Origin of the sequence: Corynebacterium sp. HMSC071F07 (assembly GCF_001810285.1) — a bacterium.
Classification (GTDB): domain Bacteria; phylum Actinomycetota; class Actinomycetes; order Mycobacteriales; family Mycobacteriaceae; genus Corynebacterium; species Corynebacterium simulans.
The window spans coordinates 233,344-255,227 of sequence record NZ_KV800712.1; the positions used below are offsets into that span (position 1 = coordinate 233,344).

20 protein-coding genes are annotated in these 21,884 nt (G+C 58.7%); 3 read left to right on the forward strand and 17 right to left on the reverse strand.

What is annotated here, in order from left to right; genetic code table 11:
* Positions 1–140: 140 nt before the first annotated feature.
* On the forward strand, positions 141–1,322 hold the full coding sequence (locus tag HMPREF2724_RS07910) for an HNH endonuclease signature motif containing protein (RefSeq protein ID WP_061922044.1): 1,182 nt from the start codon (positions 141–143) through the stop codon (positions 1,320–1,322).
* Here the strand turns inward: HMPREF2724_RS07910 and HMPREF2724_RS07915 are convergent.
* The 8 genes from HMPREF2724_RS07915 to HMPREF2724_RS07950 are packed head-to-tail and all read right to left on the reverse strand — an operon-like array spanning position 1,294 to position 10,486.
* Positions 1,294–3,594: a bifunctional lysylphosphatidylglycerol flippase/synthetase MprF gene (locus HMPREF2724_RS07915; protein ID WP_246818231.1), complete on the reverse strand. Its 2,301-nt coding sequence runs from the start codon at positions 3,592–3,594 to the stop codon at positions 1,294–1,296. The two genes, HMPREF2724_RS07910 and HMPREF2724_RS07915, sit on opposite strands and share 29 nt — an antisense overlap.
* Positions 3,587–4,789, reverse strand: coding sequence for an alpha/beta hydrolase (locus tag HMPREF2724_RS07920; protein WP_070588119.1), 1,203 nt, complete (start codon positions 4,787–4,789; stop codon positions 3,587–3,589). The genes HMPREF2724_RS07915 and HMPREF2724_RS07920 overlap by 8 nt, the downstream gene beginning before the upstream one ends.
* A gap of 59 nt (positions 4,790–4,848) precedes the next feature.
* Positions 4,849–5,958, reverse strand: coding sequence for a cysteine desulfurase family protein (locus HMPREF2724_RS07925; protein WP_062041101.1), 1,110 nt, complete (start codon positions 5,956–5,958; stop codon positions 4,849–4,851).
* On the reverse strand, positions 5,958–6,899 hold the full coding sequence (locus HMPREF2724_RS07930) for an electron transfer flavoprotein subunit alpha/FixB family protein (RefSeq protein WP_070588121.1): 942 nt from the start codon (positions 6,897–6,899) through the stop codon (positions 5,958–5,960). The genes HMPREF2724_RS07925 and HMPREF2724_RS07930 overlap by 1 nt, the downstream gene beginning before the upstream one ends.
* A 9-nt stretch (positions 6,900–6,908) precedes the next feature.
* Complete coding sequence (locus tag HMPREF2724_RS07935) at positions 6,909–7,685, reverse strand: electron transfer flavoprotein subunit beta/FixA family protein (protein ID WP_070588122.1); 777 nt, start codon at positions 7,683–7,685, stop codon at positions 6,909–6,911.
* 24 nt (positions 7,686–7,709) lie between these two features.
* Positions 7,710–8,849, reverse strand: a complete 1,140-nt coding sequence (locus HMPREF2724_RS07940; protein ID WP_070588124.1) for a THUMP-like domain-containing protein — start codon at positions 8,847–8,849, stop codon at positions 7,710–7,712.
* Positions 8,846–9,673: an NUDIX hydrolase gene (locus HMPREF2724_RS07945; RefSeq protein ID WP_061922022.1), complete on the reverse strand. Its 828-nt coding sequence runs from the start codon at positions 9,671–9,673 to the stop codon at positions 8,846–8,848. Before HMPREF2724_RS07945 ends, HMPREF2724_RS07940 begins: the two co-directional genes overlap by 4 nt.
* Before the next feature lie 12 nt (positions 9,674–9,685).
* On the reverse strand, positions 9,686–10,486 hold the full coding sequence (locus HMPREF2724_RS07950) for an ABC transporter ATP-binding protein (RefSeq protein WP_061922018.1): 801 nt from the start codon (positions 10,484–10,486) through the stop codon (positions 9,686–9,688).
* 91 nt (positions 10,487–10,577) lie between these two features.
* Here HMPREF2724_RS07950 and HMPREF2724_RS07955 point away from each other — a divergent pair, with 91 nt between their 5' ends.
* Together HMPREF2724_RS07955 and glgB are read left to right on the forward strand one after the other, a co-directional pair.
* Positions 10,578–12,545 carry a maltotransferase domain-containing protein gene (locus tag HMPREF2724_RS07955; protein WP_070588126.1) on the forward strand — a complete coding sequence of 656 codons (1,968 nt, stop codon included), beginning with the start codon at positions 10,578–10,580 and terminating at the stop codon, positions 12,543–12,545.
* Positions 12,546–12,579: 34 nt separating this feature from the next.
* Positions 12,580–14,700 carry a 1,4-alpha-glucan branching protein GlgB gene (gene glgB / locus HMPREF2724_RS07960; protein WP_070588128.1) on the forward strand — a complete coding sequence of 707 codons (2,121 nt, stop codon included), beginning with the start codon at positions 12,580–12,582 and terminating at the stop codon, positions 14,698–14,700.
* On the opposite strand, the gene HMPREF2724_RS07965 is transcribed toward glgB, so the two are convergent.
* The 9 genes from HMPREF2724_RS07965 to HMPREF2724_RS08000 all read right to left on the reverse strand — a co-directional run bounded on the left by HMPREF2724_RS07965 (position 14,697) and on the right by HMPREF2724_RS08000 (position 21,819).
* A complete protein-coding gene (locus HMPREF2724_RS07965) occupies positions 14,697–16,310 on the reverse strand; it encodes a hypothetical protein (RefSeq protein WP_061922011.1) in 1,614 nt (537 codons plus the stop codon). The two genes, glgB and HMPREF2724_RS07965, sit on opposite strands and share 4 nt — an antisense overlap.
* Positions 16,311–16,313: 3 nt before the next feature.
* Positions 16,314–17,111, reverse strand: a complete 798-nt coding sequence (locus HMPREF2724_RS07970) for an ABC transporter ATP-binding protein (RefSeq protein WP_061922008.1) — start codon at positions 17,109–17,111, stop codon at positions 16,314–16,316.
* Positions 17,112–17,164: 53 nt separating this feature from the next.
* A complete protein-coding gene (locus HMPREF2724_RS07975; RefSeq protein ID WP_061922004.1) occupies positions 17,165–17,560 on the reverse strand; it encodes an arsenate reductase/protein-tyrosine-phosphatase family protein in 396 nt (131 codons plus the stop codon).
* A 21-nt stretch (positions 17,561–17,581) separates the two neighbouring features.
* Entirely contained in the window at positions 17,582–19,018 is a 1,437-nt protein-coding gene (locus HMPREF2724_RS07980; protein ID WP_070588130.1) for a cation:dicarboxylate symporter family transporter, read from the reverse strand.
* A gap of 123 nt (positions 19,019–19,141) precedes the next feature.
* The gene (locus HMPREF2724_RS07985) at positions 19,142–20,026 is read right to left on the reverse strand and encodes a tetratricopeptide repeat protein (RefSeq protein ID WP_070588131.1); all 885 of its coding nucleotides are present in this window, start codon (positions 20,024–20,026) and stop codon (positions 19,142–19,144) included.
* Positions 20,023–20,331 (reverse strand): MTH1187 family thiamine-binding protein, encoded by a 309-nt coding sequence (locus HMPREF2724_RS07990; protein WP_061921994.1) that lies wholly within the window; start codon positions 20,329–20,331, stop codon positions 20,023–20,025. The genes HMPREF2724_RS07985 and HMPREF2724_RS07990 overlap by 4 nt, the downstream gene beginning before the upstream one ends.
* A 10-nt stretch (positions 20,332–20,341) precedes the next feature.
* Positions 20,342–20,626, reverse strand: coding sequence for a hypothetical protein (locus HMPREF2724_RS13230; protein ID WP_083306120.1), 285 nt, complete (start codon positions 20,624–20,626; stop codon positions 20,342–20,344).
* Positions 20,626–21,318 (reverse strand): endonuclease NucS, encoded by a 693-nt coding sequence (gene nucS, locus HMPREF2724_RS07995; protein ID WP_061921990.1) that lies wholly within the window; start codon positions 21,316–21,318, stop codon positions 20,626–20,628. The genes HMPREF2724_RS13230 and nucS overlap by 1 nt, the downstream gene beginning before the upstream one ends.
* Positions 21,319–21,342: 24 nt before the next feature.
* Positions 21,343–21,819 carry a DUF2550 domain-containing protein gene (locus tag HMPREF2724_RS08000; protein ID WP_070498330.1) on the reverse strand — a complete coding sequence of 159 codons (477 nt, stop codon included), beginning with the start codon at positions 21,817–21,819 and terminating at the stop codon, positions 21,343–21,345.
* Between the last annotated feature and the right edge of the window lie 65 nt (positions 21,820–21,884).

Sequence of the window (21,884 nt, forward strand, 5' to 3'; positions counted from 1 at the left end):
TTGCTTTTATTTTTGCCCAGTTTTTCCGTCCCTTATCAGTCGTACATATTTTCGATTTTCTGTTGATTGGGCTCGGTGGGCTGGATATAATGAGGGCATGAAGATTTCAAGGCAGTTTATTCCAACGGGGGTATGGAAAATTGGAAGCATATTACCTTGTAAATGACCCTTCCAGCACATTAGCAACCTCAGCCCGCAACATCCGTAAGCTCGAGTTCGAACAATGGGAAAATAACCTCCCCGATCTCGATTCTGACATCGAACTAGTTATCCATAGTTTGGCCACACATACCGGCCTTGGGAAAACCAAAATTAAAAACATCGCCTTCGCGCTCTATCGCCTACGCGAACTTCCACGCCTGCGTACGATGCAGCTCGATTCCTACTTCCTCGATATGACACGCCTGTGCACTATCGACTCCGCCCTTAACAAGCTAGGCGCACCCACTCCCGAGATTCTCCAACGCGTCGATGAAGCCCTTTGTGAGTTCTTCACTCCCACCAGCCCAGCAGAAGTCTTGCCCTCTAGCCGTGCCATCCGCACCTTTATCCATGACCTCATCAAACTCCTCGCTCCAGAAGTAGATCCTGAAAAGGGCGAGGAAGAAGCCAACAACTCTTACTCCACTTACCCTGTGCCCGGTGGAAAAGAAGCCATTAGCGCCGAATACGAACCAGCAACTGCCTATGAGCTCGACCAACGCATAAAGGACACCGCCGAGAAACTGGAGATAACTCCTGCAGAAGCGCTCGAAAAACTCATCCGTGGAGAGGCTAACTCCGAGACCATCGTCATCCTGAATATGTACCGCGCCTCGGATTTTCCCAATGCACCCGCTTTCATCCAGGGTGCCGGCTGGGTCTCCCCCGAGATCGCAGATTCCTTCGAGCCAAAGGTCGTACGTGACATGGCCAAGGCCGCTACCGCGGAGAGCCCTAGCTACACCACACCTTCTACCATCGGCGCTTTCGTCGAAGGCCGCGATGGCACTTGCCGCATGCCACACTGCGACAGACCCGCGCAGGACTGCCAGAAGGATCACCGCATCAACTTTGCCGAAGGCGGACCGACCGCAGGCTCGAATCTCGCGAGCCTCTGCCAGCACCATCACAACATCAAGACCGATGGCCGAGCCAACTACATCATGGACCCGCTCACCGGGGACATCGTCTGGCTCTTCGACGATGGGCGCTGGGAGTATGACGAACCAACCGGCCCGCTAGCGCCCAAGAAGCGCAACTGGGTACAAACGTTTGCCCAAGCCATTGAATCCCGGCGAAGGGAGGCGCACGCTAAGTGTTTGAATGACGAAGTGCCTTAAGCGCCTCGGTGGCCTTCAGATTCGGAAGGTAAGCATGGACCACCGCGAGGCCAATCGCTGGGAGGGATAACTCATCCTCATAACACAGGAACCACTTGTGCTCCTCCGGCTGGAACTTGCGCTTGCTTGCGGCTAAAGACCGAAAGCCGTAAAGCGGTTCCATCTGCTCGCCGAGTTTCATCAGCAGTGAATCTAAGGTCGAAGGATTCTCGGTCGTCCCTGCCAACGGAGCGCCCGAAAGCGAAATCCAGTCACAGCCCTCACCCGCCGCGATAACGAGCGCCTCAGAAATCAACAGCTCCATGACCCCTTTGAAACCTCGCTCATTACGGCGCATCACATCGAGGGTGTAGCCCACCAACTGCCCATCTCGCCGCACCGGCAGCCAGCTGGTCATGCCGTGCACCAGACCATCATCGTCTAGAGCCAAAAGGAGACGAGTACCTGAAACCTGCATCTCGTCGATACCTCCCAGAGTAAAGCCCATCTCCGGAAGGGCCTTCTCGCCGACCCATTCTTCGCTTAGCGTGACCAAAGCGGCGGCAACAGCAACATCGAGTTGATCCCACGTGGTCCACACGGTTCTCACGCCTTCTTTTGCTGCCTTATTTCGCGCGGTGCGGATATTCTGGAACTTCTTGCCCTTGAACTCCGTGTTTTCACAGCTCAACACCGCCTCGTCCGCGACCTGAAGCCGCTTCAATCCAGGATGAGAAACCGCGAAATCGCTTGCCACCGAATACCACGCAGGAGTTAGTCCCTGAGATTTGACGAACTCCTCGAACTCGCGAGAGATGTCATCGCCAACCGGTCCACCCAATGTCAAAGCAACGCCATTGGAAGCGCGATATGCCACGAAGGAATCGCCGGCGAAGAAATATCTGTTCCCCTCCCACAAGGTCATGAAGGATAGGTGATCGCCAGTTCGGCGCTGCAGGATTTCCCGTGCCCGCGAGCGGTCCGATTCCCGTTGCGGGTCCGAGGGCGAGGAGAAGCACCGCCACAGCGCCCAAATGACGCACATCCACCACACGTTGCCGACCCACGAATAGACAAACCAGCCAAATCCACTTGCCGGCACCAATTCATGGGGAGAGACGAGCGTTATTACTACAGGCAAGAAGCGCAACGGCCACTCCGCCAACGCTGCGCTTAGCGACGCCCCGCCCAGAAAGGCAGACTTCACCAACAATGTAGAAAGCAACCAGGTGGCAGAACAAATAAGGAATACCCCACCCAGCCAGGCCGCGTGCTTTTTAATAATCTGCGGCGCTTCACGAACTTGGAAGAGCCGGCGAGAGTACATGAGCACAGCGAGGCAGAACAACCAGGGCAACAGGGCCTCGAATAGGTTAAGCCCGTAGATGAAGAAACCGTCTTGGTCTAGGTCCCACAGCTGAACGAGCAGGAAGGCCAAGGAAGCAACTTGGATGAGGCACGAAAGTACCCACGCAGCATGGCGGCCACGCACGAGCCCGAAACACAATACAAGTTGGATAAGCAGCGGCATGAGGTTGGCAAGCAAGGGACCGACACCATGCATGCGTGCGACGTCAGCCGCGGATATACAGTCCCTGGACGTTTCGTCGAGAGTGCAGAGAACCGCAACCGCGACGTCGGAAAGCGCAGGCCCCCACATCAGCTCGGTGAGAAGGGAAAATGGGCCTTCGGCGATTGGATTGATAGCAACCAGCACCGGGCTAATGGCAACCGCGATGAGGATGAAAGCTACGAGCACGCGCCGCTCGCGCAACGAGGGCTTTGCGGTCTCCCGCGGATGACGCCACAGGCCTAAAAAGAGGCCGAATACCGCGGCAGTAAGTCCCAAGATGTCGGCCATCGAGCCGGCATAAAAGACGTTCGTGAACGCAAGAACGAGGATGATAACCCGAAAACGGCGCTTCCACAGGCGCGGCATCTTCGCGGAGGCATACATCGCAGAGCCGAAAATCCAGCCGATTGGTGTAAAGAGGTAGCTGTTGAGGAGATCGTCGCCCCATCGGTTCAGGCCCGATACTTCGACGCCTCGCGCGATGAAAAAGGCAATCGGTAACGAAAGAAGCTGAAGGAAAAGGCCAACGACGAGGTATTTCCTGCTGCCCAAGACCCGCTCGGCAGGGCCACCGAAAAGAATGGCGAAGAAGGTTACAACGACGGATCCGCCAATTGTGACGGTGGTCAAACCGGTTGCCTCAACCCAATCATTGTCCACGAAGTGGAGAACCCACATGAGCACAATCAAGAGCAAAGTTACGGGAAATCGCTTAAGCATGAACATCGTTGTCCTCGATTCCACGGAATGGGTCATGGACGGCTGTAAGTCCCCCGCGGCGCGCAGCAAAAGCGAAGGATTGACGCAGTGCTGGGCGCCACACCCCGAAGGAGTGGCCACCGCTTAGAGCACCGACATAAGTCTTTCCGCCTGCCCCGCGAACGAGCTCAGCAAGTTGGTTTTGAGCAGCAATCGCGGGCTTGTCCTTGTCGCCTGCAAAGAAGACGACACTGAGCCCGGGATAGCGATTTTTCTTCAGCAAGAAGGCCGGATTTTGCGCCTGGAAGGCTTGCTCGTTTCCGCCAAAGAACTTCTGGACGGTATCGGCATGCTTGCCGATGGTCGGCTCCGCCTCACCGGAGAAGTCCAAATAAGTTCCGAAGGCCTCGGGATGGTTGGTGGCGACCTGCAAAGTACAGGTACCGCCGTAGGAAAGGCCGCCGAGCGTCCAATGCGACTGGTCTTCGTCAACGCGCAATTGCTTTTTGATCTGGGCTGGAACGTCTTTGGTCAGATAGGTCATTACCTTGGTGGATTGAGAGTCCGCGCAAACAGGGTTGGCGGTTTCAGAACCGGTGGCATCAACTGCTACGACGATGGGCGATACTCCCCCGTTTGCCTTCTGAAATTCATCGGCGGTCTGTGCGGCTTCGCCAGTTCCAAACCACTGGGTTGGGCCACCGGGATTGCCATGGAGCAAAACGAGCACCGGCAGGCGCTTTCCGCTCCAATAGGCTGGCGGCAAATAGGCGGTAGCTTCGCGGGCTTTGAATCCTTGGCTTGGTAAGTCGAGATGAACCAGACCGGCGGAATTGCCCGTGTGCGAGGCTAGTTCGGAGGCGGGAATGGTTTGGGCCACCGGTCGCGGATCGAGGGAAGCGACCGTGGGATAGGTCTGGTACTCGAGGTTGACTAGCGCGACGACTGCAACGAGTGATGCGATGCCCGCGAGCGTCGTGGAAAGTTTCGGCTTACGCAGCAGTGCGGCGAGGCAGATACCAGAGGCGACGAAGACATGAGCAGGGATATCCCAATGCTGGAGGAAATACCAGGCACCAACCGATATAAACAAAGCCAAAACAACAGGCACAATCTTGCGCGCCCATGCAACAACTATCGCGGAAAGAACCACGATGACCGCATATATCGCCCCATTTACGGGTTCGGCCAGCGGCAGGCCAAGGAGGAAATTCACTCCTAAATCATAGGCCTGCGCTGGCCAAATAGGCTGTTAAGTACCTGGGAGGTCGGTACTTATACGCTGCGGGCGCGCTTGACGACGTCGGGAAGCTGCGCCAGGACGTACTCGACGTCGGCAGGCGTTGTGTTCCTACCAAGGGTAAAACGCAGCGAACCGATTCCATCAGAGTCGGACACATTCATCGCCTCAAGGACGTGCGACATGCGGTTGACGCCCGAGTGGCAGGCGCTGCCGGTCGAGGCCTCGATGCCCAAGGAATCGAGCAACATGATGAGGCTGTCGCCATCGGTGCCGGGGAAGGACACATGCAGGTGCGAAGCCAACATAGGTTCCTCGCAATTGAGGATGACGTTGTCGATGCTGGAGAGAATGCCGGCACGCAGTTGGTCACGCAGCGCACCGACGCGCTTGGTCTCGGAATCGATCTCGGAAACAGACTCCTCGAGCGCTGCCGCAAGAGCAGAGGCACTGGCGACGTCCACGGTGCCCGGGCGGATGCCGCGCTCCTGGCCGCCTCCGAAAGCGATGGGCTGCGGGGCTGGGCTGCGTTTTGCAAGCAGCAAGCCGATGCCACGTGGGCCGCCGAACTTGTGGGCGCTCGCCGCGAGCGTGGTAGCACCGAGCTCGTGGAAGTCGATGGGCAGCTTGCCTGTGACCTGAACTGCATCGATGTGAACTGGCGTGCCAACTAAGTTTGCGCGGCGCACAATCTCGGCAACTGGCTGGATGGCACCGGTCTCGTTGTTTGCCCACATGCAGGTGGCAACGTCGGCAGGCGTATCTAGTGCGGAGAAGTCGCTGACGTGGGAATAACGATCGACGGGCAGAAGATCGACCTGTGCATCCGGCAGCTGGGCAACGCTATCGCGCACGGCTGGGTGCTCAATAGGAGTCGAGACAACGCGGTTGGTGGTGCCCAGACGGTACAAGCCTTGGATGGCGATGTTGTCGGCTTCGGTGCCGGAAGAGGTGAAGATGACCTCGATCGGCTCACAGCCAAGAATTTCCGCGACTTTCTCGCGGGCGTCGTCAAGCACGGAACGGGCTTTTCGGCCCGAGGCATACTGCGCGCCGGAGTTTACCGCGCCAGAGGCGGCCACCCACGCATCGATGGCCACCTGGCGCATCGGCTGAGTAGCCGCATAGTCAAAGTAGTGCGACATTACTTACGGGACTCCAGCTCAGCGACCAAAGCCGGGGAAATCTCATGGACGTCACCGACGACGCCGAGGTCAGCGATCTGGAAGAAAGGCTCGTCCTGATCCTGGTTAACCACAACGATGGTGCCGGAGGTCTGCATGCCGGAGGTGTGCTGGATAGCACCGGAGATGCCAAGCGCGATGTACAAATCCGGGGAAACCGTGACGCCGGTCTGGCCCACCTGGTGTGCTGGGTCGTAGAAGCCCTGATCGACTGCATCGCGGGTGGCACCGACGGCACCGCCGAGGGCGTCGGCAAGCGGCTCCACGATGGTGGAGAAGTTGTCGTCGACGCCGCGGCCACCAGAGACAACTACCTTCGCGGCAGTCAGCTCCGGACGAGCAGACTTCTCATGCGGGGTAAAGGAGGTGACGGTGACGTCCTTGGCAGTTGCGGCCGGCAGGGGCATCGGCGCCGGAGCGGCGGCTACCGGCTGCGGATCCGCGGCGACTGCGCCTGGGCGCAGGGTGTAGATCGGGCTCGCGCCAGACGCTGTAGCAGTGGTCTCGTAGGAACCGCCGAAGATGGTCAAGTGCGCGGAGCCGTCGGCGTTAATCTCGTCGACGTTGACGAGGGCGCCGGAAGCCAGACGCGCGGAAAGGCGGCCGGCAATCTCGTTGTTGGTCGGGGTCGCAGCTAGCACGATTGGGGCTGGGTTCGCGGCGGCGAGGGCGTGCAGGGCATCGACCTCGGGCAGGATGATGCGGTGCTCGTAGTCCTCAGCGCTTGCCTGCACGATCTGTGCGGCGCCAAGGGCTGCCAGCTCGGAATCGAAGGCATCTGCTTGCTTGCCGACGACGACTGCGGAAACGGTACCCAGCGCACGCGCTGCGGTAATCAGCTCACCGGTAACAGGGCTAAGGGCGTTATCTTCGTGCTCTACAAGTACGTATACGTGAGACATTTTCGGCTCCTAGATAAGGTTCTTCGCGGCGAGGAAGTCGGCAATCTGCTTTGCGGCTTCCTGCGGATTCGGCTCGGTGATGACCTCACCCGCGGTGCGGGCAGGACGCTGGGCGGCGGCTGTCACCGTGGTGGTTGGTGCCACGGCATCGATGCCAAGGGAGGCCACGTCGAGGGTGGTGATCTCGGCCTTTTTGGCCGCCATGAGTCCCTTGAAGTTCGGGAAGCGCGGCTTATCGGCCTTATCGGTGAAGGTCGCGATGACTGGCAGGGTTGCCTCCAGCTCCCAGTGGCCGTGAGCGTCCTCGCGCACGCCGCGCAACACGCCGCCTTCAAGGCTGAGGGACTTCAGCTCGGTCATCGCCGGGAGCTGGCGGTACTCAGCGAGCAGGCCAGCCAGCAGGCCGGTGGAAGCATCAGAGGAGTAGTTGCCCAGGGTGATGATCTGGACGTCCTCGATGGTGTTGATGGCCGCGTTGAGCGTCCAGGCGGTAGAGAGTGCATCGGCGCCGGAAAGGGCGTCGTCAAGCACGTGTACTGCGTCGTCTGCGCCCATCGCGAGGGCCTTGCGCAAAGCTTCGTCAGCGCCGGCAGGGCCCATGGTCACTGCGACGACGCGGAAGTCTGGGTTTGCTTCCTTGATGCGCAGTGCCTGCTCGACGGAATACTCGTTGACCTCGTCGATGACGTTGTCGACGCTCGTGCGGTCGAGGGTGTGGTCTTCCTCGAGGGACTTGGTGGACCAGGTATCCGGTACGTGTTTGACCAGAGCCACGATTGCGGGCATTGGACACTTCCCTTTCCGATAGATTTATGTTGCGTAATTATCCTCGGACGATACTACTCGTGGTCCGCACAGCAACGCGATTCCCTTAGTTCCGATGCGTGTCATGATGACGGCCATGGAACGGCTTCCCTTGAGCTTAAGCTTCTTCCGCAGCTGATCGGGGTCGACGTCTAGACCGCGGACCAGTATCTCGAGGGAGCCAGCATCGTGTGACTGCAGTGCGGCTTTGAGTTTCTTGACTGGCACCGCCTCGATGAATTCAAATCCGGAGCACCCTTGCGGAATCCGCTCCCCTGTCAGATATGCGATACGCGGGTCCAGCTGGTGGAGGCCTTCGCGCTTGGCGTAGTGGCGCACGAGCCCCGCGCGTACAACCGCGCCGTCTGGGTCCATGATGTAGGTGCCAATGTCGCCGGCTTCGGGCAGGTCGTCCTCGTCGAAGTCGGTGCTGGAGAGAACATCAGCCTTTCCGCCTTTGATCATGACTGCGCTGCGGCCAACGCCCAGGCCAGGTGTATACAGGCAGGCCTCTTTGACGTTGCCGTCGACGCTGGCGACGGATACCAAACCTTGCCAATCTGAAAAGTCGAGGCCGGGGGCACACTTGACGGCGAGTTCGCACTCGTGTGCCGCCAGAAGATCGGGCAACGGCGGCAGGAGCTTTGCGGGATCGGTAATGCGTTTGCCGCCGCTTCGGCGCGCTGGATCGGCGATGATAACGGGTGCCGTTGAGCTCTGCGTCAAAGCGTCTGCGCAGAAGAAGGGATGCGGGGTGTTGTGCTGCGCCATCTTGATGCGCGAACGGTCGAGGTCAGAGCCTACATATTTTCCTGGAGCCCACGCAGCCCCTTCGGTACCGATGGAACAGGTGACATCGTGGACGAGTTCGACCCCCAGGCTTGTCAAGAAAGCGGCACGATGTTTGGCTACCTCGAGCGGGGTGGCCTGCTGCACGGAATCGGAGTCCATAAGCCAGTCGCTGGGCAGCTTTTTACTGTTTCGGGCTTTGATGAGTTCGGCTACGGCACGGGCGTGCTCACCGAATTGTTGCTGGAGCTTGGCGACGTCGCCTAATTGGGAAGCCTTGCTGAATTCAAGGTCAAGGCCCGCTATCTCCGGTTGGTGCTGGACTAAGAAGTCGATCTCGGCGAGGGTATAACTCATATTCTGTCTACGGGTTGAGTGCTGAAGAATTCGCGGTAGCGCGGGTCGTGCTCGGGGTCGCCGATGATGGGGCGAAGGTCGGAGAAAGAGGCGTCGTCAAGCGCTTCTCGCACCGTGGAGTAATTGCTCAGGCGCAGCATTTGCGCCCAAGTGGGAAGAGCCAAGCGGACAAGCCCGGCGCGCCACCCGTCGAGGACGAGGCGGGGCGGGAACCATCCGGCGTCGTCTGCCTCCGTGGTATCGCCGTCGGGCTCTTGGCCTTCCGGTAGAACGGCGATGAAGAAAAAGGTATCGAACCATTGTCCGCAGTCTTCGCCCGCCCACCGAGACCACGGCATGAGCATGTCGGCGTCGGCGCGCATGCCGTTGTTCATGAGGAATTCGGTAAAGGAAATCTCGTGAGTTTCCAGCATGACACGTTCGCGGTGATAGCGCGAGGCGTCGGAGACGATTCCGTCATCGCGAACGGCGAGCAAGGTACCGGATTCCTCGAAGAGTTCTCGGATGGCGGCGAAGACCAAGGCATGGGTCTTGTATTTGGTAACGCCCATGCGACGGGCCAAGGAAATAACGGAGCGGCCCGCCCAGAGATCGCCGGAACTCCACATTCTTGGCGGGAAATCGCGGGGGTCTACTCCCCCGCCCGGAAACACTGCGTGCCCCGGGTAATTGCGCATCGTGGAGACCCGTTCCTGGAGCCAAACCTCGAGCCCTTCTTGGCCGTCGCGCAGCAGCAGGACGGTAGCGGCCAAGCGTCCACCGTTAAAACCGGTGGTTTCGCTGTGGTCGATCGCGTCAAGGCGCTCGTGAATGGGTCGGGTCATGCAAAGTTCCGTTTAGCGTATGCGGCGAGCGAAGTAACGTTCACCGATTCGATCCACCTGAATTGGTTGGTGGAAAGCCTGCGTAAGGTTTTCTGAGGTAAGGACCGTATTGATTAGTCCCTTCGCCACGACCTTACCCTCATCGAGGATCATCGCATGGGTAAATCCATAAGGGATTTCCTCGACGTGGTGGGTAATCATGACGATTGCTGGTGCATCGGCATCCATTGCCAGCTCGCCCAAGTAGCCCACGAGATCCTCGCGGCCTCCTAGGTCCATGCCGGCGGAAGGCTCGTCGAGGATGAGTAGCTCAGGGTTGGACATAAGGGCACGTGCCAAGATGACGCGCTTCTTTTCTCCCTCCGATAGGGTTCCCCAGGTGCGCTCGGCCAAGTGGCGGGCGCCCACCTGGTCAAGGATTTCGAAGGCGCGGCTAAAGTCCATGTCTTGGTACTCCTCGCGGAAGCGTCCCAGGACTGCGTAGCCGGCGGAGATAACGAGGTCGTCGACTCGTTCGCCGTCGGGAATGCGGTGCTGTACTGCGGCGGAAGAAATGCCGATGGCGGCACGCAAATCGCGCATGTCGGTCTTGCCGATCTGCTCGCCCATCAAAAAGGCAGTTCCTTTAGAAGGAAACTCTTCCGCAGAGGCAATGCGGACCAAGCTGGTCTTGCCGGCGCCGTTTGGGCCGATGATGACCCAACGCTCGTCGAGCTCTACTTGCCAATCGACTGGACCCACCAAGGTTTTTCCGCCACGGCGCAGCTCGACGCCGCGGAAGTCGATGAGCCAATCTTCGTCAGTTACGGGCATTGTTTCGTTATTCACAGCATTCACGTCCTATATTGTTGCGGAAATTCTGGTTGCCCGGTGAAACTGACACAGCTGCACTACTCTAAAGGGCATGACTACACGCCTCGCCATCGATGATGTCCGTCCTAGCTTCTCTCCCACTAAGGCCGTGGTTAATGAGGTGGTTCCGGTAACCGCGTTGGTCTGGCGGGAAGGCCATGATGCGGTGTCGGCAACCCTTTCGGTGTGGAATACCGAATCCCCTTCGGTTTCCTCGGTGACCATGGACCAAGACCCAATTGACCCTGACCGTAGGCATGGTGTGTTTACTCCGCTTACCTGTGGGCGCTGGTTCTTCCGTATCGATGCGTGGTCAGACCCGATGGCAACGTGGCGCAATGCGGTGGAAAAGAAGATGGCTGCGGGGCAGACGGCCGCCGAGCTTTCCAACGATCTCCTCCATGGCGCGGAGCTTTTTGAGCGGGCGGGAATGCCCGATGTTGCTAAGTCGCTAGCGAATGAGTCTTTGGACCTGTCCTCGCGCGTCGAGGCAGCGCTTTCCGACGCCGTGGCAAAGAAACTGCATGCGCACCCCTTGCGGGATTTGCTCGTGGAAGGCGAGGTCCACGAGGTACTGGTCGAGCGCCGAGAAGCGCTTTATAACTCTTGGTATGAGCTCTTCCCGCGTTCTACGGGCGGTTGGGATGAAGAAGGCAACCCAGTCCACGGCACTTTCAAGACCACGGCCAAAGCGTTGGAGCGAGTCGCAGACATGGGCTTCGACACAGTGTATTTCCCGCCGATTCACCCCATCGGAAAGGTTCACCGCAAGGGCAAGAACAACTCGGTGGTGGCTGAACCGGGCGACGTCGGCTCGCCGTGGGCAATTCAAGATCATTCCACCACTCACCCAGACTTGGGCACGATGGACGATTTCAAAAAGCTGGTTTCTCGCGCGCAGGACCTGGGGCTCGAGGTAGCGCTGGATCTGGCGCTCCAGGCCGCACCGGATCATCCGTGGGCCAAGACGAACCCAGAGTTTTTCACGGTCTTGGCTGACGGCACCATCGCTTATGCGGAGAATCCGCCGAAAAAGTACCAGGACATCTATCCCCTGAACTTCGACAACGACCCAGACGCGATCTACAACGAGATCTTCCGCATCGTGATGATCTGGATCGAGGCGGGCGTAACCACCTTCCGCGTGGATAACCCGCACACCAAGCCGGCAAACTTTTGGACCTGGCTCATAGACAAGGTGCACGTGACCCATCCGGAGGTCATCTTCCTTGCGGAGGCCTTTACCCGCGCGCCACGGCTGTTCGGCTTGGCGAAGGCAGGCTTTACCCAGTCCTATACCTATTTCACCTGGCAAACCTCGAAGCGCGAGCTGACCGAGTTTGCCAAGATGCACGTGGAGCAGGCGGATATTTGCCGCCCCAACCTCTTTGTGAATACGCCTGACATCCTGCACGAGTCTTTGCAGACCGGCGGGCGGGCCATGTTCGCTATCCGCGCGGCTTTGGCCGCGACTCTGTCTCCGCTATGGGGCGTGTACTCCGGCTATGAGCTTTATGAGCACGAGGCCGTGGCGCCGGGCAGTGAGGAGTACATGGACTCTGAGAAGTACGAGCTGCGCCCGCGCAACTTCCAGGAGGCGGCTACCCGTGGCGCATCGCTGGAATCCTATATTCGCCTTCTCAATCTCATCCGCCGTGAGAACCCCGCGCTGCAGCAACTGCGCAACCTCAAATTCCACGACGTCGATAACGAAAAAATCATTGCCTACTCCAAGGCAGATCCTGCGACGGGCAACGTGATCCTGGCCGTGATCAACCTGGATCCGCGCAATGCCCAAGAAGCCACCGTTACCGTAGAAATGGAAGCGATCGGCAGAGCCGACGGTGACGTCTACACCGTCCACGATGCCATTGCCGGCGCCGCCTATAACTGGTCCAACCGCAACTTCGTGCGACTCGAACCAATGCGCGACGTCGCCCATCTGTTCGTGCTGCCGCAGGCTGACCCGCATTCCTTGGACCGCCTTGCCTGGCGCGACGTCAACGATTATCGACCTTAAGTCCTGTCTCCTTCGATTTAGGTAACGTGAACACATGAACATTCCGGAAGCAGATCTCGCCCGCCTCAACGAGTGTCGCCACCATGCCCCACATGACTTTTATGGCTGGCACGACGGCACGGTTTTAACTCGTCGCCCCGGCGCCGAGAAGGTGGAGCTGGTCACCGAAACTGCCGTGCACGAGATGAATGCTGTAGGCCACGACCTATGGGAGAGCGCACTAGACCAGGAGCAGGATTACCGTTTCCGGGTGACTTACCCAGGCCAGGCTCCGGTCGAGGTGGCCGACGGCTACCGGTTCTTGCCCACTGCCAGCACTTTCGATCTGCACCTGATTTCGGAAGGTCGCCACGAGCGGCTTTGGGAGGTACTTGGCGCGAATCTGCACAGCTACGACACGCATTTGGGCCGGGTTGAAGGTGTTTCGTTTGCGGTGTGGGCGCCGAATGCCAAAGGCGTTGCCGTAGTAGGCGACTTCAACGGCTGGAATCCCGCGCAGTCGCCGATGCGCTGTTTGGGCGCAACCGGGGTCTGGGAGCTCTTCGTCCCCGGCATCGGTCCCGGCGAGCGCTATAAGTTCGCGATTCAAACCGCGGACGGCCGGCGCATCGATAAGGCTGATCCGATGGCGAAGCAAACGATTGCTCCGCCGGAGACAGTCTCGGTAGTCATGGCAAACGATTACGAATGGAATGACTCCGCATGGATGGATGCTCGTAACGGCAATCTCGATGTACCGATGAGCATCTACGAGCTGCATGTGGGTTCTTGGAAGCAAGGCGCCGACTACAACAGACTGCGCGCTGAGCTCATCGATTACGTCCTCGAGCATGGCTTCACCCACGTCGAGCTGCTTCCGGTGGCAGAGCACCCCTTCGGCGGTTCTTGGGGCTACCAGGTCTCGGGCTACTACGCTCCGTCGGCACGCTGGGGCTGCCCGGATGAGTTGCGTGCGCTTATCGACGCCCTGCATAACGCCGGCATCGGCGTCCTCATCGACTGGGTCCCAGCGCACTTTCCCAAAGACGAATTTGCACTGGGACGCTTTGACGGCCAGGCACTCTACGAGCACCCCGCCCCCCGCCGCGGCGAGCAGGCCGACTGGGGAACCTACGTCTTTGACTTTGGCCGCAACGAGGTGCGCAACTTCTTGGTAGCAAATGCGCTGTATTGGGCCGAAGAATTCCACGTCGACGGCCTGCGCGTGGATGCGGTGGCCTCGATGCTTTACTTGGACTACTCACGTGAAGTATGGCTGCCCAACCAGTACGGCGGACGCGAAAACCTGGAAGCGGTACAGTTCTTGCAGGAGACAAACGCTACCCTGCAACGCCTGCATCCCGGCGTGCTGACCATCGCCGAGGAATCGACCTCTTGGCCGGGCGTTACTGCTCCCACCTCGGAGGACGGCCTCGGCTTTTCCCTGAAGTGGAATATGGGCTGGATGAATGACACCCTCGAGTACTTCAAGCACGAGCCCATCTACCGCCAGCATCATCATGGCGAGCTGACTTTCTCCATGGTCTATGCCTATTCGGAACGCTACGTGCTGCCGTTTAGTCACGACGAGGTCGTCCATGGCAAGGGCTCGCTGTGGACGCGCATGCCTGGCGACGATTGGAACAAGGCCGCAGGCTTGCGTGCGCTGTACGGATATATGTTCTCGCATCCGGGCAAGAACCTGCTGTTTATGGGGCAAGAGTTTGGCCAGGTCGCGGAGTGGAACGAATCCAGCTCTGTGGACTGGGCCAACCTCGAAGGCTGGGGCGGTGAATGGCATCGCGGCATCAAGCGCTTGGTGCGCGATATCAATGCCGTCTACAAGAACACCCCTGCCCTGTGGTCCCAGGACTTCACGCAGGATGGTTTCCAGTGGGTCAAGGCCGATGACTCGAACAATAACGTCTTGGGTTACGTGCGCTACGGCAACGATGGCTCGGCGCTGCTCGCCGTGTGCAATTTCTCAGGCAACTCCATTCCGAATTACCACTTGTGGCTGCCCCGGGATGGCGCGTGGGAGATGGTGCTCAACACTGACGACGCCGTCTATGAGGGCGCGGGTAATGCACTGCCGATTAAGGTGCACTCCGCGTCGAATTCCGCGGAGCTACACCTCCCGGCTAACTCCGTGCAGTGGTATCGCTTTGTGGGCTAGCTGACCCAGGTGTCGACCTTGGCGTAGATCTCCGGCATCCGGGCGTCGACCCGCTTGCCGGCGATATATGCCACCAGTGCGTGCACGATAGCCGGTACGGCAAGGCTCAAGATGACACCGACTGCTAGCAACGGAGCCTTGTCTTGGGTAACGGCGATGCCTAGGCAAACAAGACCTGGGGCCACTGCAATCCAGCCGAAGATGAGTCCGAAGAGGCTGGCCACAAAGGCGGGTGCGGAGTAGCCAGACTTATCAGTCCACGCGTTGGTACCCGGCGCAGAGACTGGATAAGGGTTATAAACTGACAAAGCTAGTGAACAGGCGCTGACCGAAAGCAGCATTCCTAGTGCAGCACAACCAAAGGCCAATACCTTCAGGCGTTCAGGGCTGATGATGAGCGCCAGGATGACGCAAATGAGGATGACAACTGCAGAAGGCGTCAGGTGAGCGCGATGGCGGGCCAGCAGAAATTTGCTTGGTGCACAAGGTGCCATCATCTTCAGCCAGCCGGAGGGGCCATCGTAGCCATAGTCGTTGACGCCGAGTAGGCCGCCCACGAGACCGAGCATCACGAGCACGCCTAAACCAGCGGCCAAGTTGCCGTTAAAGATGTGGTAGAGACAGAATCCTGCGAGCACCGGCAAGAAGATCAAGGTATTTACTAGGCGCATATCGCGGACGATATAAAGCAACGAGCGCGAGTACTCCATCATGGCGGGACTGCGATAGGCCAGGCCCATCAGGCGGAGGCGGGATACGCCGTGCTGCTTTGTCTTTGTGGCTGGCGCAGGCCGGGCGTGCTGCTGGCTTTGGGCGAATTCTGTTTTGATTAAGTGCCGCCAGACCGCGAAGAGCCCCACTGCGGTGACAATTGCGATTAGAAGCTGCGCGAGTGCTTCCATGTAAGAGCCATTGCCAAGCGCTGTGGCCCAACCGGTCGCTGCGGTAAACGGCGTCCACGCGGCATACTTGCCGATGGTGCCGAGCGGCACTGCATCTTCAATCTGACCGTTTAAGAGAATGACGCAGAGCATCAATACGGTACCGAGAATGCCGCCAATGAACTTGCTGCGGTCGCTTTCCAAGCTGACCACGTTGCTGGCAATGCTCATCAGGCACTCCGACAAACAGATGGTGATAAACCACGAAAGCGCCATGCCGAGCACGAATGCGGGTACGGCAATGACATTGAAGTCACCGATGCTCACGAGCATGATCGCACCGACGATTGCCCAGATGATGCTAAAACCTGCAGAAAGCCAGGCACGGGAGTTAAGGAAAGAAATGCGCAGCATGGCGGGCCGGACCTCTTCTAAAGAAAGCGGCAGGCCTTTCAAGGTATCCGGGTAAAGCTGCTTTTCACCGGCGGGCATGATCATCGCGAGCATGAGGTAAATCGCTACGCCGATGAGGTTGACAGTGGTGAGAGCGTGAGCATTGCGCGTGCCTTCGCTCAGATCTAAGCCAGCCATAAGCCCAGTGTTGGCGAGACCAATCAGGCCATAGATGACGAAGAGGACCACCATCATCCACTGCGCGGTGTTCTCTTTGAAGGTCCTGCTCCATAGTGTGCGGTGCAGCTTGACGAGGGTTTTGCTGGTGTCCATCATGGCCTAATTTCCACCCAACCACTGGAAGGCGTTGGAATCGAGATCAGCGCCGCCGACGAGCTCGATGAAGACGTCTGTGAGGCTCTTGTCACCGCGGACCTCATCGACGGTGCCGGAGGTAAGCACTTGGCCATCATTAATGATTGCCACGGAGGTACAAAGTCCTTCGACTAGGGACATGACGTGGGAGGAAATCACCACGGTGCCACCCCGGGCAGCGAAGTTCACGAGCACGTTTTGGATGAGGCGGCCGGATACTGGATCGACTGCCTCGAGCGGCTCATCGAGGATGAGCACCTCGGGATTATGGAGTACTGCGCCGGCAAGCAGAATCTTCTTGGTCATGCCAGCGGAATAGTCGGCGATGCGTTTGGAGGCGGCGTCGTCAAGCGCGAGCACGTGCAGGAGCTCGGCGGCGCGGCGCTGTGCCTCCCCCTCGTCGAGCTTGCGTAGCGCGCCCAAGTAGTAGAGATACTCGGCGCCGGTGAGGCGGTCGAATACGGGTGCGCCGTCCATGAGCAAGCCCATCGATGCCTTCGCAGGGATTGGATCGTGCCACACGCGGTGACCGGCAACGAATGACTCGCCGCTATCGGGGCGCAGAAGACCGCAGCCCATGGTCAGCATGGTGGTCTTGCCCGCACCGTTGGGGCCGACGATGCCATAAATAGAACCCCGCGGGACGTCGAGATCTAGATTGCGGACGGCGGGAGAACCATTGAAGGATTTGTTAAGGCCACGGATTGCAAAGGCTTGCTGCCTAGGATCGGGCGAAATCGGTGCTCGGTGCGGACTAGTCATGCACCGCACCTTATTAGAAAATGTTACCTATTTCTAGGTTTTTAGTATCCAAATTAATTATGGCGCGCAATCAATTCTTTGACGCGGGCGTCGATGTCATCGCGCAGCTCGACCATCCTTTGCTTCCCCTCGACGCCACGCTGGGAGGGATCTTCAATCTCCCAGCGCTCGGCGGGTCCATCGTACTCGGCGCCGCCGACGATGATGACGTGGTCGACATTGGCGGCAAGCTCCGGGTCGACAGGCTTGGGCGTACCCTCAGACATGTCGGCACCCACTTCGGCCAGGCAATGAGACGCCTCGAGATTTACGTCGCCGGACTGGCCCGGTTCGGCCACTTGGACGCCTGCCGAATAAACCTCCCACGAGGGAGCGTGCAGCTTCGCCAAAGCTGCGGCCATTTGGGACTTGCCGCGGTTGGAATTGCAGAGGAAGAGTACTTTCGTCATAGCCTCGCAGTATAGCGAGAACTACTTGTAGTACATCTCAGAGCCGTCTTTGTAGCGTTCCAAGTCAACCTGCTGCGTTGGCTGCAGGCGTTCGTGGGCTGGGTTCTCCACGTCTGGCATGCGCAGGTTAACGGTGCTGTCCTTGCCGGAATCAGCGTATGGTTCCTCACCGTTGAGGACCTTCGTGACGCGGTCCATGTCCACGGTCTTGGTCCAACGGCCAACCAGGATGGTTGCGAGCGCGTTGCCGGCAAAGTTGGTCAGAGCGCGAGCCTCGGACATAAAGCGGTCGATGCCCATGATGACGTCGACGCCGCCGAGGAGCTCAGGGCGGTGGGACTGCAAGCCCGCAGCCAGCGTTGCGATGCCGGCTCCGGAGACACCCGCTGCGCCCTTGGACGCGATGATCATAAAGACCAGCAGGCCCACCTGCTCGCCCAAGTTCATCGGCATATGCATTGCCTCGGAAATGAAGATGGCGGAAAGCGTCAGATAAATAGCGGTGCCGTCCAGGTTGAAGGAATAACCGGTCGGTACAACGATACCCACGGTCGGCTTCTCCACGCCGAGGTGCTCCATCTTGCGCATGAGGTTCGGCAATGCGGATTCAGAGGAAGAAGTAGCAACGATGAGCAGGAACTCGCGGCCCAGATACTTGCAGAGCTTCCACATGCTGATACCGCCGAATACACGGGCGATGAGGCCGAGTACCACGAATACGAAGAGGAAGCAGGTGATGTAAAAAGCCAGCATCAGGGTGGCCAAGGACTTCACGGCATCCATGCCGGTCTCACCAACGACGCCTGCCATAGCTCCGAAAGAGCCGAGCGGAGCCAGCCACAAAATCATGTTGAGGATCTTGAAGACGAGGCGCTGCAGGCTGGCGACGAAGCCAAGAATAGGTTCGCCTGCTTCGCCCATGGACTGCACGGCGAAGCCACACAGCAACGCGATAAACAGGACCTGGAGAACCGATCCCGAGGTAAATGCCGAGAACATGGTCTCTGGGACGATGGAGCTGACAAAGCCCCAAAGACCCTCGCCTTCCGCACCTGCCTTGATGTACTTAGAGCCATCCCCGCCGCTAATATGAAGGCCAGCGCCGGGATCGATGAAGTTTCCGACCACGAGGCCGATCGCCAGCGCAAAGGTGGACATCGTGATGAAGTACGCCAGAGCGATGCCGCCGGCCTTACCGACCGATGCCGCAGCGCGCCCCGAGCCGATGCCCAGCACGATGGTGCAGAAGATGATTGGCGCGATGACCATCTTGATGAGGCTGACGAACATCGTGCCCAATGGCTTGAAGTTAACGGCAACGCCCGGGGCGACTAGACCCAAGGCAATACTGGCAATCACCGCAACGATAACGCCGATGTAGAGCCAGTGGGTACGGTCCTTCTTCGGGGCTTTGGGCTCCGGGATTTTTGGACCATTAATTGGTTGCAAAGTCGGCATAGAGCACTCCCTTTTAATTGGCCTTTTAATTGGCTCTGTCAAGGATTTCTGCCCTGATAATAGAACCGGATAAAAGCGATCCAGAAATTCCAGAAAGCCGGGGGTGCTCTAATTACCCCTTCGCTAATAAAGAGCGCTTGCGAGCTTCGTTCGTGCCTGCAGAACGCGGGGATCGGAGGCGTCGAAAAGCGCGAAGAGCTCGAGCAAGCGATCCTTGAGGGCTTGCTTGTCGTCGCCTGCGGTTGTTTGCATCGCCGAGATGAGGCGCTCGAAGGCCTTCTCAGGCGCACCGGCGACCACCTCGGCGTCGGCGGCATCGCACTGCTTGGCGACGTCGTTTGGTGCGGCGTCGGCAGCAGCAATCGGATCCTCGGTGCGGTTGGCTGGGTCCAGACGACGCAAAACCTGGGTGGTGTTACGGGCCTGCTTGACCTCGGCGTTGTCTGGATCGTCGGCCAAAATGGCGTCGTAGTGGGCGATGGCTGCGTCGAAATCGCCGCGGTTTAGAGACTCCTCGGCGGCCTGCACGCGAGGGTCCGCGGCAGTTTCTGGTTCTGGGGTCTCGGTGCTGAGACCACTCAATTGCGGCCCAAGCTTCTCGACGAGCGTGGCAGTCCACTGCTCCAGTGCATCCTTGGGCTGGGCTCCCTCGAAGTTGGTAATCGGCTGGCCGGCAGCTAGGGCGACGGTGGTCGGCAGGTTTCGCACGCCAAAGACCTGCGCTACCTGCGGGATAGCATCAGCATCGATGTAGCCAACGATGAACTTGAGACCACCGGCCTCTGCGACAGCGCGCAGGTCATTCTTCAGTTGCTCGGAGGCGGGCGAACGCGAAGAACCGATGAGCGCAATAACGGGGACCTCGGCGGAACGGCGAATCAATTCGGATTCGAAGTTAGCCTCGGTTACCTCGAAAAATGCAGATACCCCGGAAGGCGCTTCCTCAGTCTCCTTTTGCTGCTTCAGCGCGCCCAGGTCAAGGGCACCGCCTACATAAGGTCCGGTCACTTGTTTTCCTCCAAACGTCGATTCACAGACTCCACCTTTTGCGTCAACTGGCCAGTCACGCCTTCGCGGATATCGGCCTTGACTACAAGCGAGGTACGCGGCGAAACCTTGCGTACTGCATCGGTGGCTTCCTTGATTACGGCAAAGACCTCGTCCCATTCGCCTTCTATAAGGGTGAACATGGCATTGGTCTCGTTGGGCAAGCCGGATGCGCGCACCACACGTACGGCTTCGGCGACGGCTGCAGACATCTCCGCAGTTTCCTCGCCCACCACGGTTGGCGCGACAGAAAAAGCAACAATCATGCCCGCTATCCTACCTACGCTCCCAGCAGTGACGGTGCCAGTGGCGGCGGTCATCTTCCCTGCCGCCTGTATCACGCGGCCAAGCCACGATATGGGCAACGCGAGGCGGAATATTTTGGTTGCAGCCGGGGCAGATATAGAACTTTGTAGCTGCAGCGCTGCCGATGTGGCGCATGATGAAAGGTTCACCGTGGGTCCAACTTGGCCCCTCGACGGTCTGCGAACCTAGAAAAGTAGAGCCGTCCTTAGGCAGCGGGCGGGGGTTGACGGGGTTTCTCCTATTGCGGCGTGGCATTAGAAAAGACGTAGCTCGTTCGACTCAATGCCGCGCAGATCTTGATAGTCAAGGATGACGCAGCGAATACCGCGGTCCTCGGCCAGCGTACGGGCCTGCGGCTTGATTTCCTGGGCTGCAAAGACGCCTTGCACGGGTGCCAGTAGCTCGTCACGGTTGAGAAGCTCCAGATAGCGCGTGAGCTGCTCGACACCGTCGATACCACCGCGGCGCTTGACCTCAACCGCAACGAACTTATTGTCTTGGTCTTTGGCCATGATATCGACTGGGCCAATTGCAGTTGGATACTCGCGGCGCACGAGTGAATAGTCCTCGCCCAGGGTATCGATGTGCTCGGCGAGCAGCTCCTGCAGGTGCGCCTCGACGCCGTCCTTAACAAGCCCCGGATCCTCGCCCAATTCGACGGAGAAGTCTTGGTGAATCTCCGCGATCGTGATACGCAGCTGCTCGCCCTTGGGGTTTTCAACGAGCCACAGCTGTTCGCCAGTGTCCTCGCCGTCGATGTCAGTGATGGCGGATTCCTCCAGCGTGCACGGCGGAGTCATCCAATTCAGCGGCTTATAAGCGCGGTCGTCGGCGTGGATCGACACGGAACCGTCTGCCTTGACGAGGATGAGGCGATCGGCGACGGGCAAATGGGCATCCAAACGGCCGACATAATCAACTGAGCAACGAGCGATGACTAAACGCATGCTCTCTACCCTATAGGTAGCCGCCTACTCCTTAGTGAAACGGGTAGCGCGCTGGCGCAGACGCCGATAGTCAGGACGTTGCAAGCGCTTGGAAGGCGCCGCCTCAATCCAGGCGGTAAGACCCATGATTCCGTGTAGGTCAGTGGCGATTTCGTATTCCTGATCCGCGAAGGAAAAGCGGATGACCTGGTTGGCGGCGGACATAAAAGCAGCCTCGTCATCGTCTAATTGACGAGTGCCAATTAGCTCGACGCCGAGGCGATTGAAACGAAGGTCTGCTTGGACCGAAACCGAGCGCAGCTTGAAGTACTCCACGTATTCCCCGTTATAGCGCATCACGCCATGACGCCAAGAACGAGAGTTTTTAGCGGGAAGGGTTCTCAGCAATACAGAGGTCCCGCGCGCACGCAACTTGAAAAAGCGGCGAGCAGCAAGCATAAGACACAAAAGGATAAAAGCCGCCACGATGAGGAACAACCAGCCTAGACCTGAAATGTTCATATCCTGCCGCTCCTTTTAATCCTGAACCTAAAAGATATTAGACAAAATTCTAGTATCTTCCCCTG

Excerpts from the sequence above, each read along its gene's own strand:
- HMPREF2724_RS07915 (WP_246818231.1), bottom strand. The coding sequence starts at position 3,594 with ATGCTTAAGCGATTTCCCGTAACTTTGCTCTTGATTGTGCTCATGTGG.
- HMPREF2724_RS07925 (WP_062041101.1), bottom strand. The coding sequence starts at position 5,958 with ATGTCGCACTACTTTGACTATGCGGCTACTCAGCCGATGCGCCAGGTG.
- HMPREF2724_RS07930 (WP_070588121.1), bottom strand. The coding sequence starts at position 6,899 with ATGTCTCACGTATACGTACTTGTAGAGCACGAAGATAACGCCCTTAGC.
- HMPREF2724_RS07935 (WP_070588122.1), bottom strand. The coding sequence starts at position 7,685 with ATGCCCGCAATCGTGGCTCTGGTCAAACACGTACCGGATACCTGGTCC.
- HMPREF2724_RS07940 (WP_070588124.1), bottom strand. The coding sequence starts at position 8,849 with ATGAGTTATACCCTCGCCGAGATCGACTTCTTAGTCCAGCACCAACCG.
- HMPREF2724_RS07945 (WP_061922022.1), bottom strand. The coding sequence starts at position 9,673 with ATGACCCGACCCATTCACGAGCGCCTTGACGCGATCGACCACAGCGAA.
- HMPREF2724_RS07950 (WP_061922018.1), bottom strand. The coding sequence starts at position 10,486 with ATGCCCGTAACTGACGAAGATTGGCTCATCGACTTCCGCGGCGTCGAG.
- HMPREF2724_RS07955 (WP_070588126.1), top strand. The coding sequence starts at position 10,578 with ATGACTACACGCCTCGCCATCGATGATGTCCGTCCTAGCTTCTCTCCC.
- glgB (WP_070588128.1), top strand. The coding sequence starts at position 12,580 with ATGAACATTCCGGAAGCAGATCTCGCCCGCCTCAACGAGTGTCGCCAC.
- HMPREF2724_RS07965 (WP_061922011.1), bottom strand. The coding sequence starts at position 16,310 with ATGATGGACACCAGCAAAACCCTCGTCAAGCTGCACCGCACACTATGG.
- HMPREF2724_RS07970 (WP_061922008.1), bottom strand. The coding sequence starts at position 17,111 with ATGACTAGTCCGCACCGAGCACCGATTTCGCCCGATCCTAGGCAGCAA.
- HMPREF2724_RS07975 (WP_061922004.1), bottom strand. The coding sequence starts at position 17,560 with ATGACGAAAGTACTCTTCCTCTGCAATTCCAACCGCGGCAAGTCCCAA.
- HMPREF2724_RS07980 (WP_070588130.1), bottom strand. The coding sequence starts at position 19,018 with ATGCCGACTTTGCAACCAATTAATGGTCCAAAAATCCCGGAGCCCAAA.
- HMPREF2724_RS07990 (WP_061921994.1), bottom strand. The coding sequence starts at position 20,331 with ATGATTGTTGCTTTTTCTGTCGCGCCAACCGTGGTGGGCGAGGAAACT.
- HMPREF2724_RS13230 (WP_083306120.1), bottom strand. The coding sequence starts at position 20,626 with ATGCCACGCCGCAATAGGAGAAACCCCGTCAACCCCCGCCCGCTGCCT.
- nucS (WP_061921990.1), bottom strand. The coding sequence starts at position 21,318 with ATGCGTTTAGTCATCGCTCGTTGCTCAGTTGATTATGTCGGCCGTTTG.
- HMPREF2724_RS08000 (WP_070498330.1), bottom strand. The coding sequence starts at position 21,819 with ATGAACATTTCAGGTCTAGGCTGGTTGTTCCTCATCGTGGCGGCTTTT.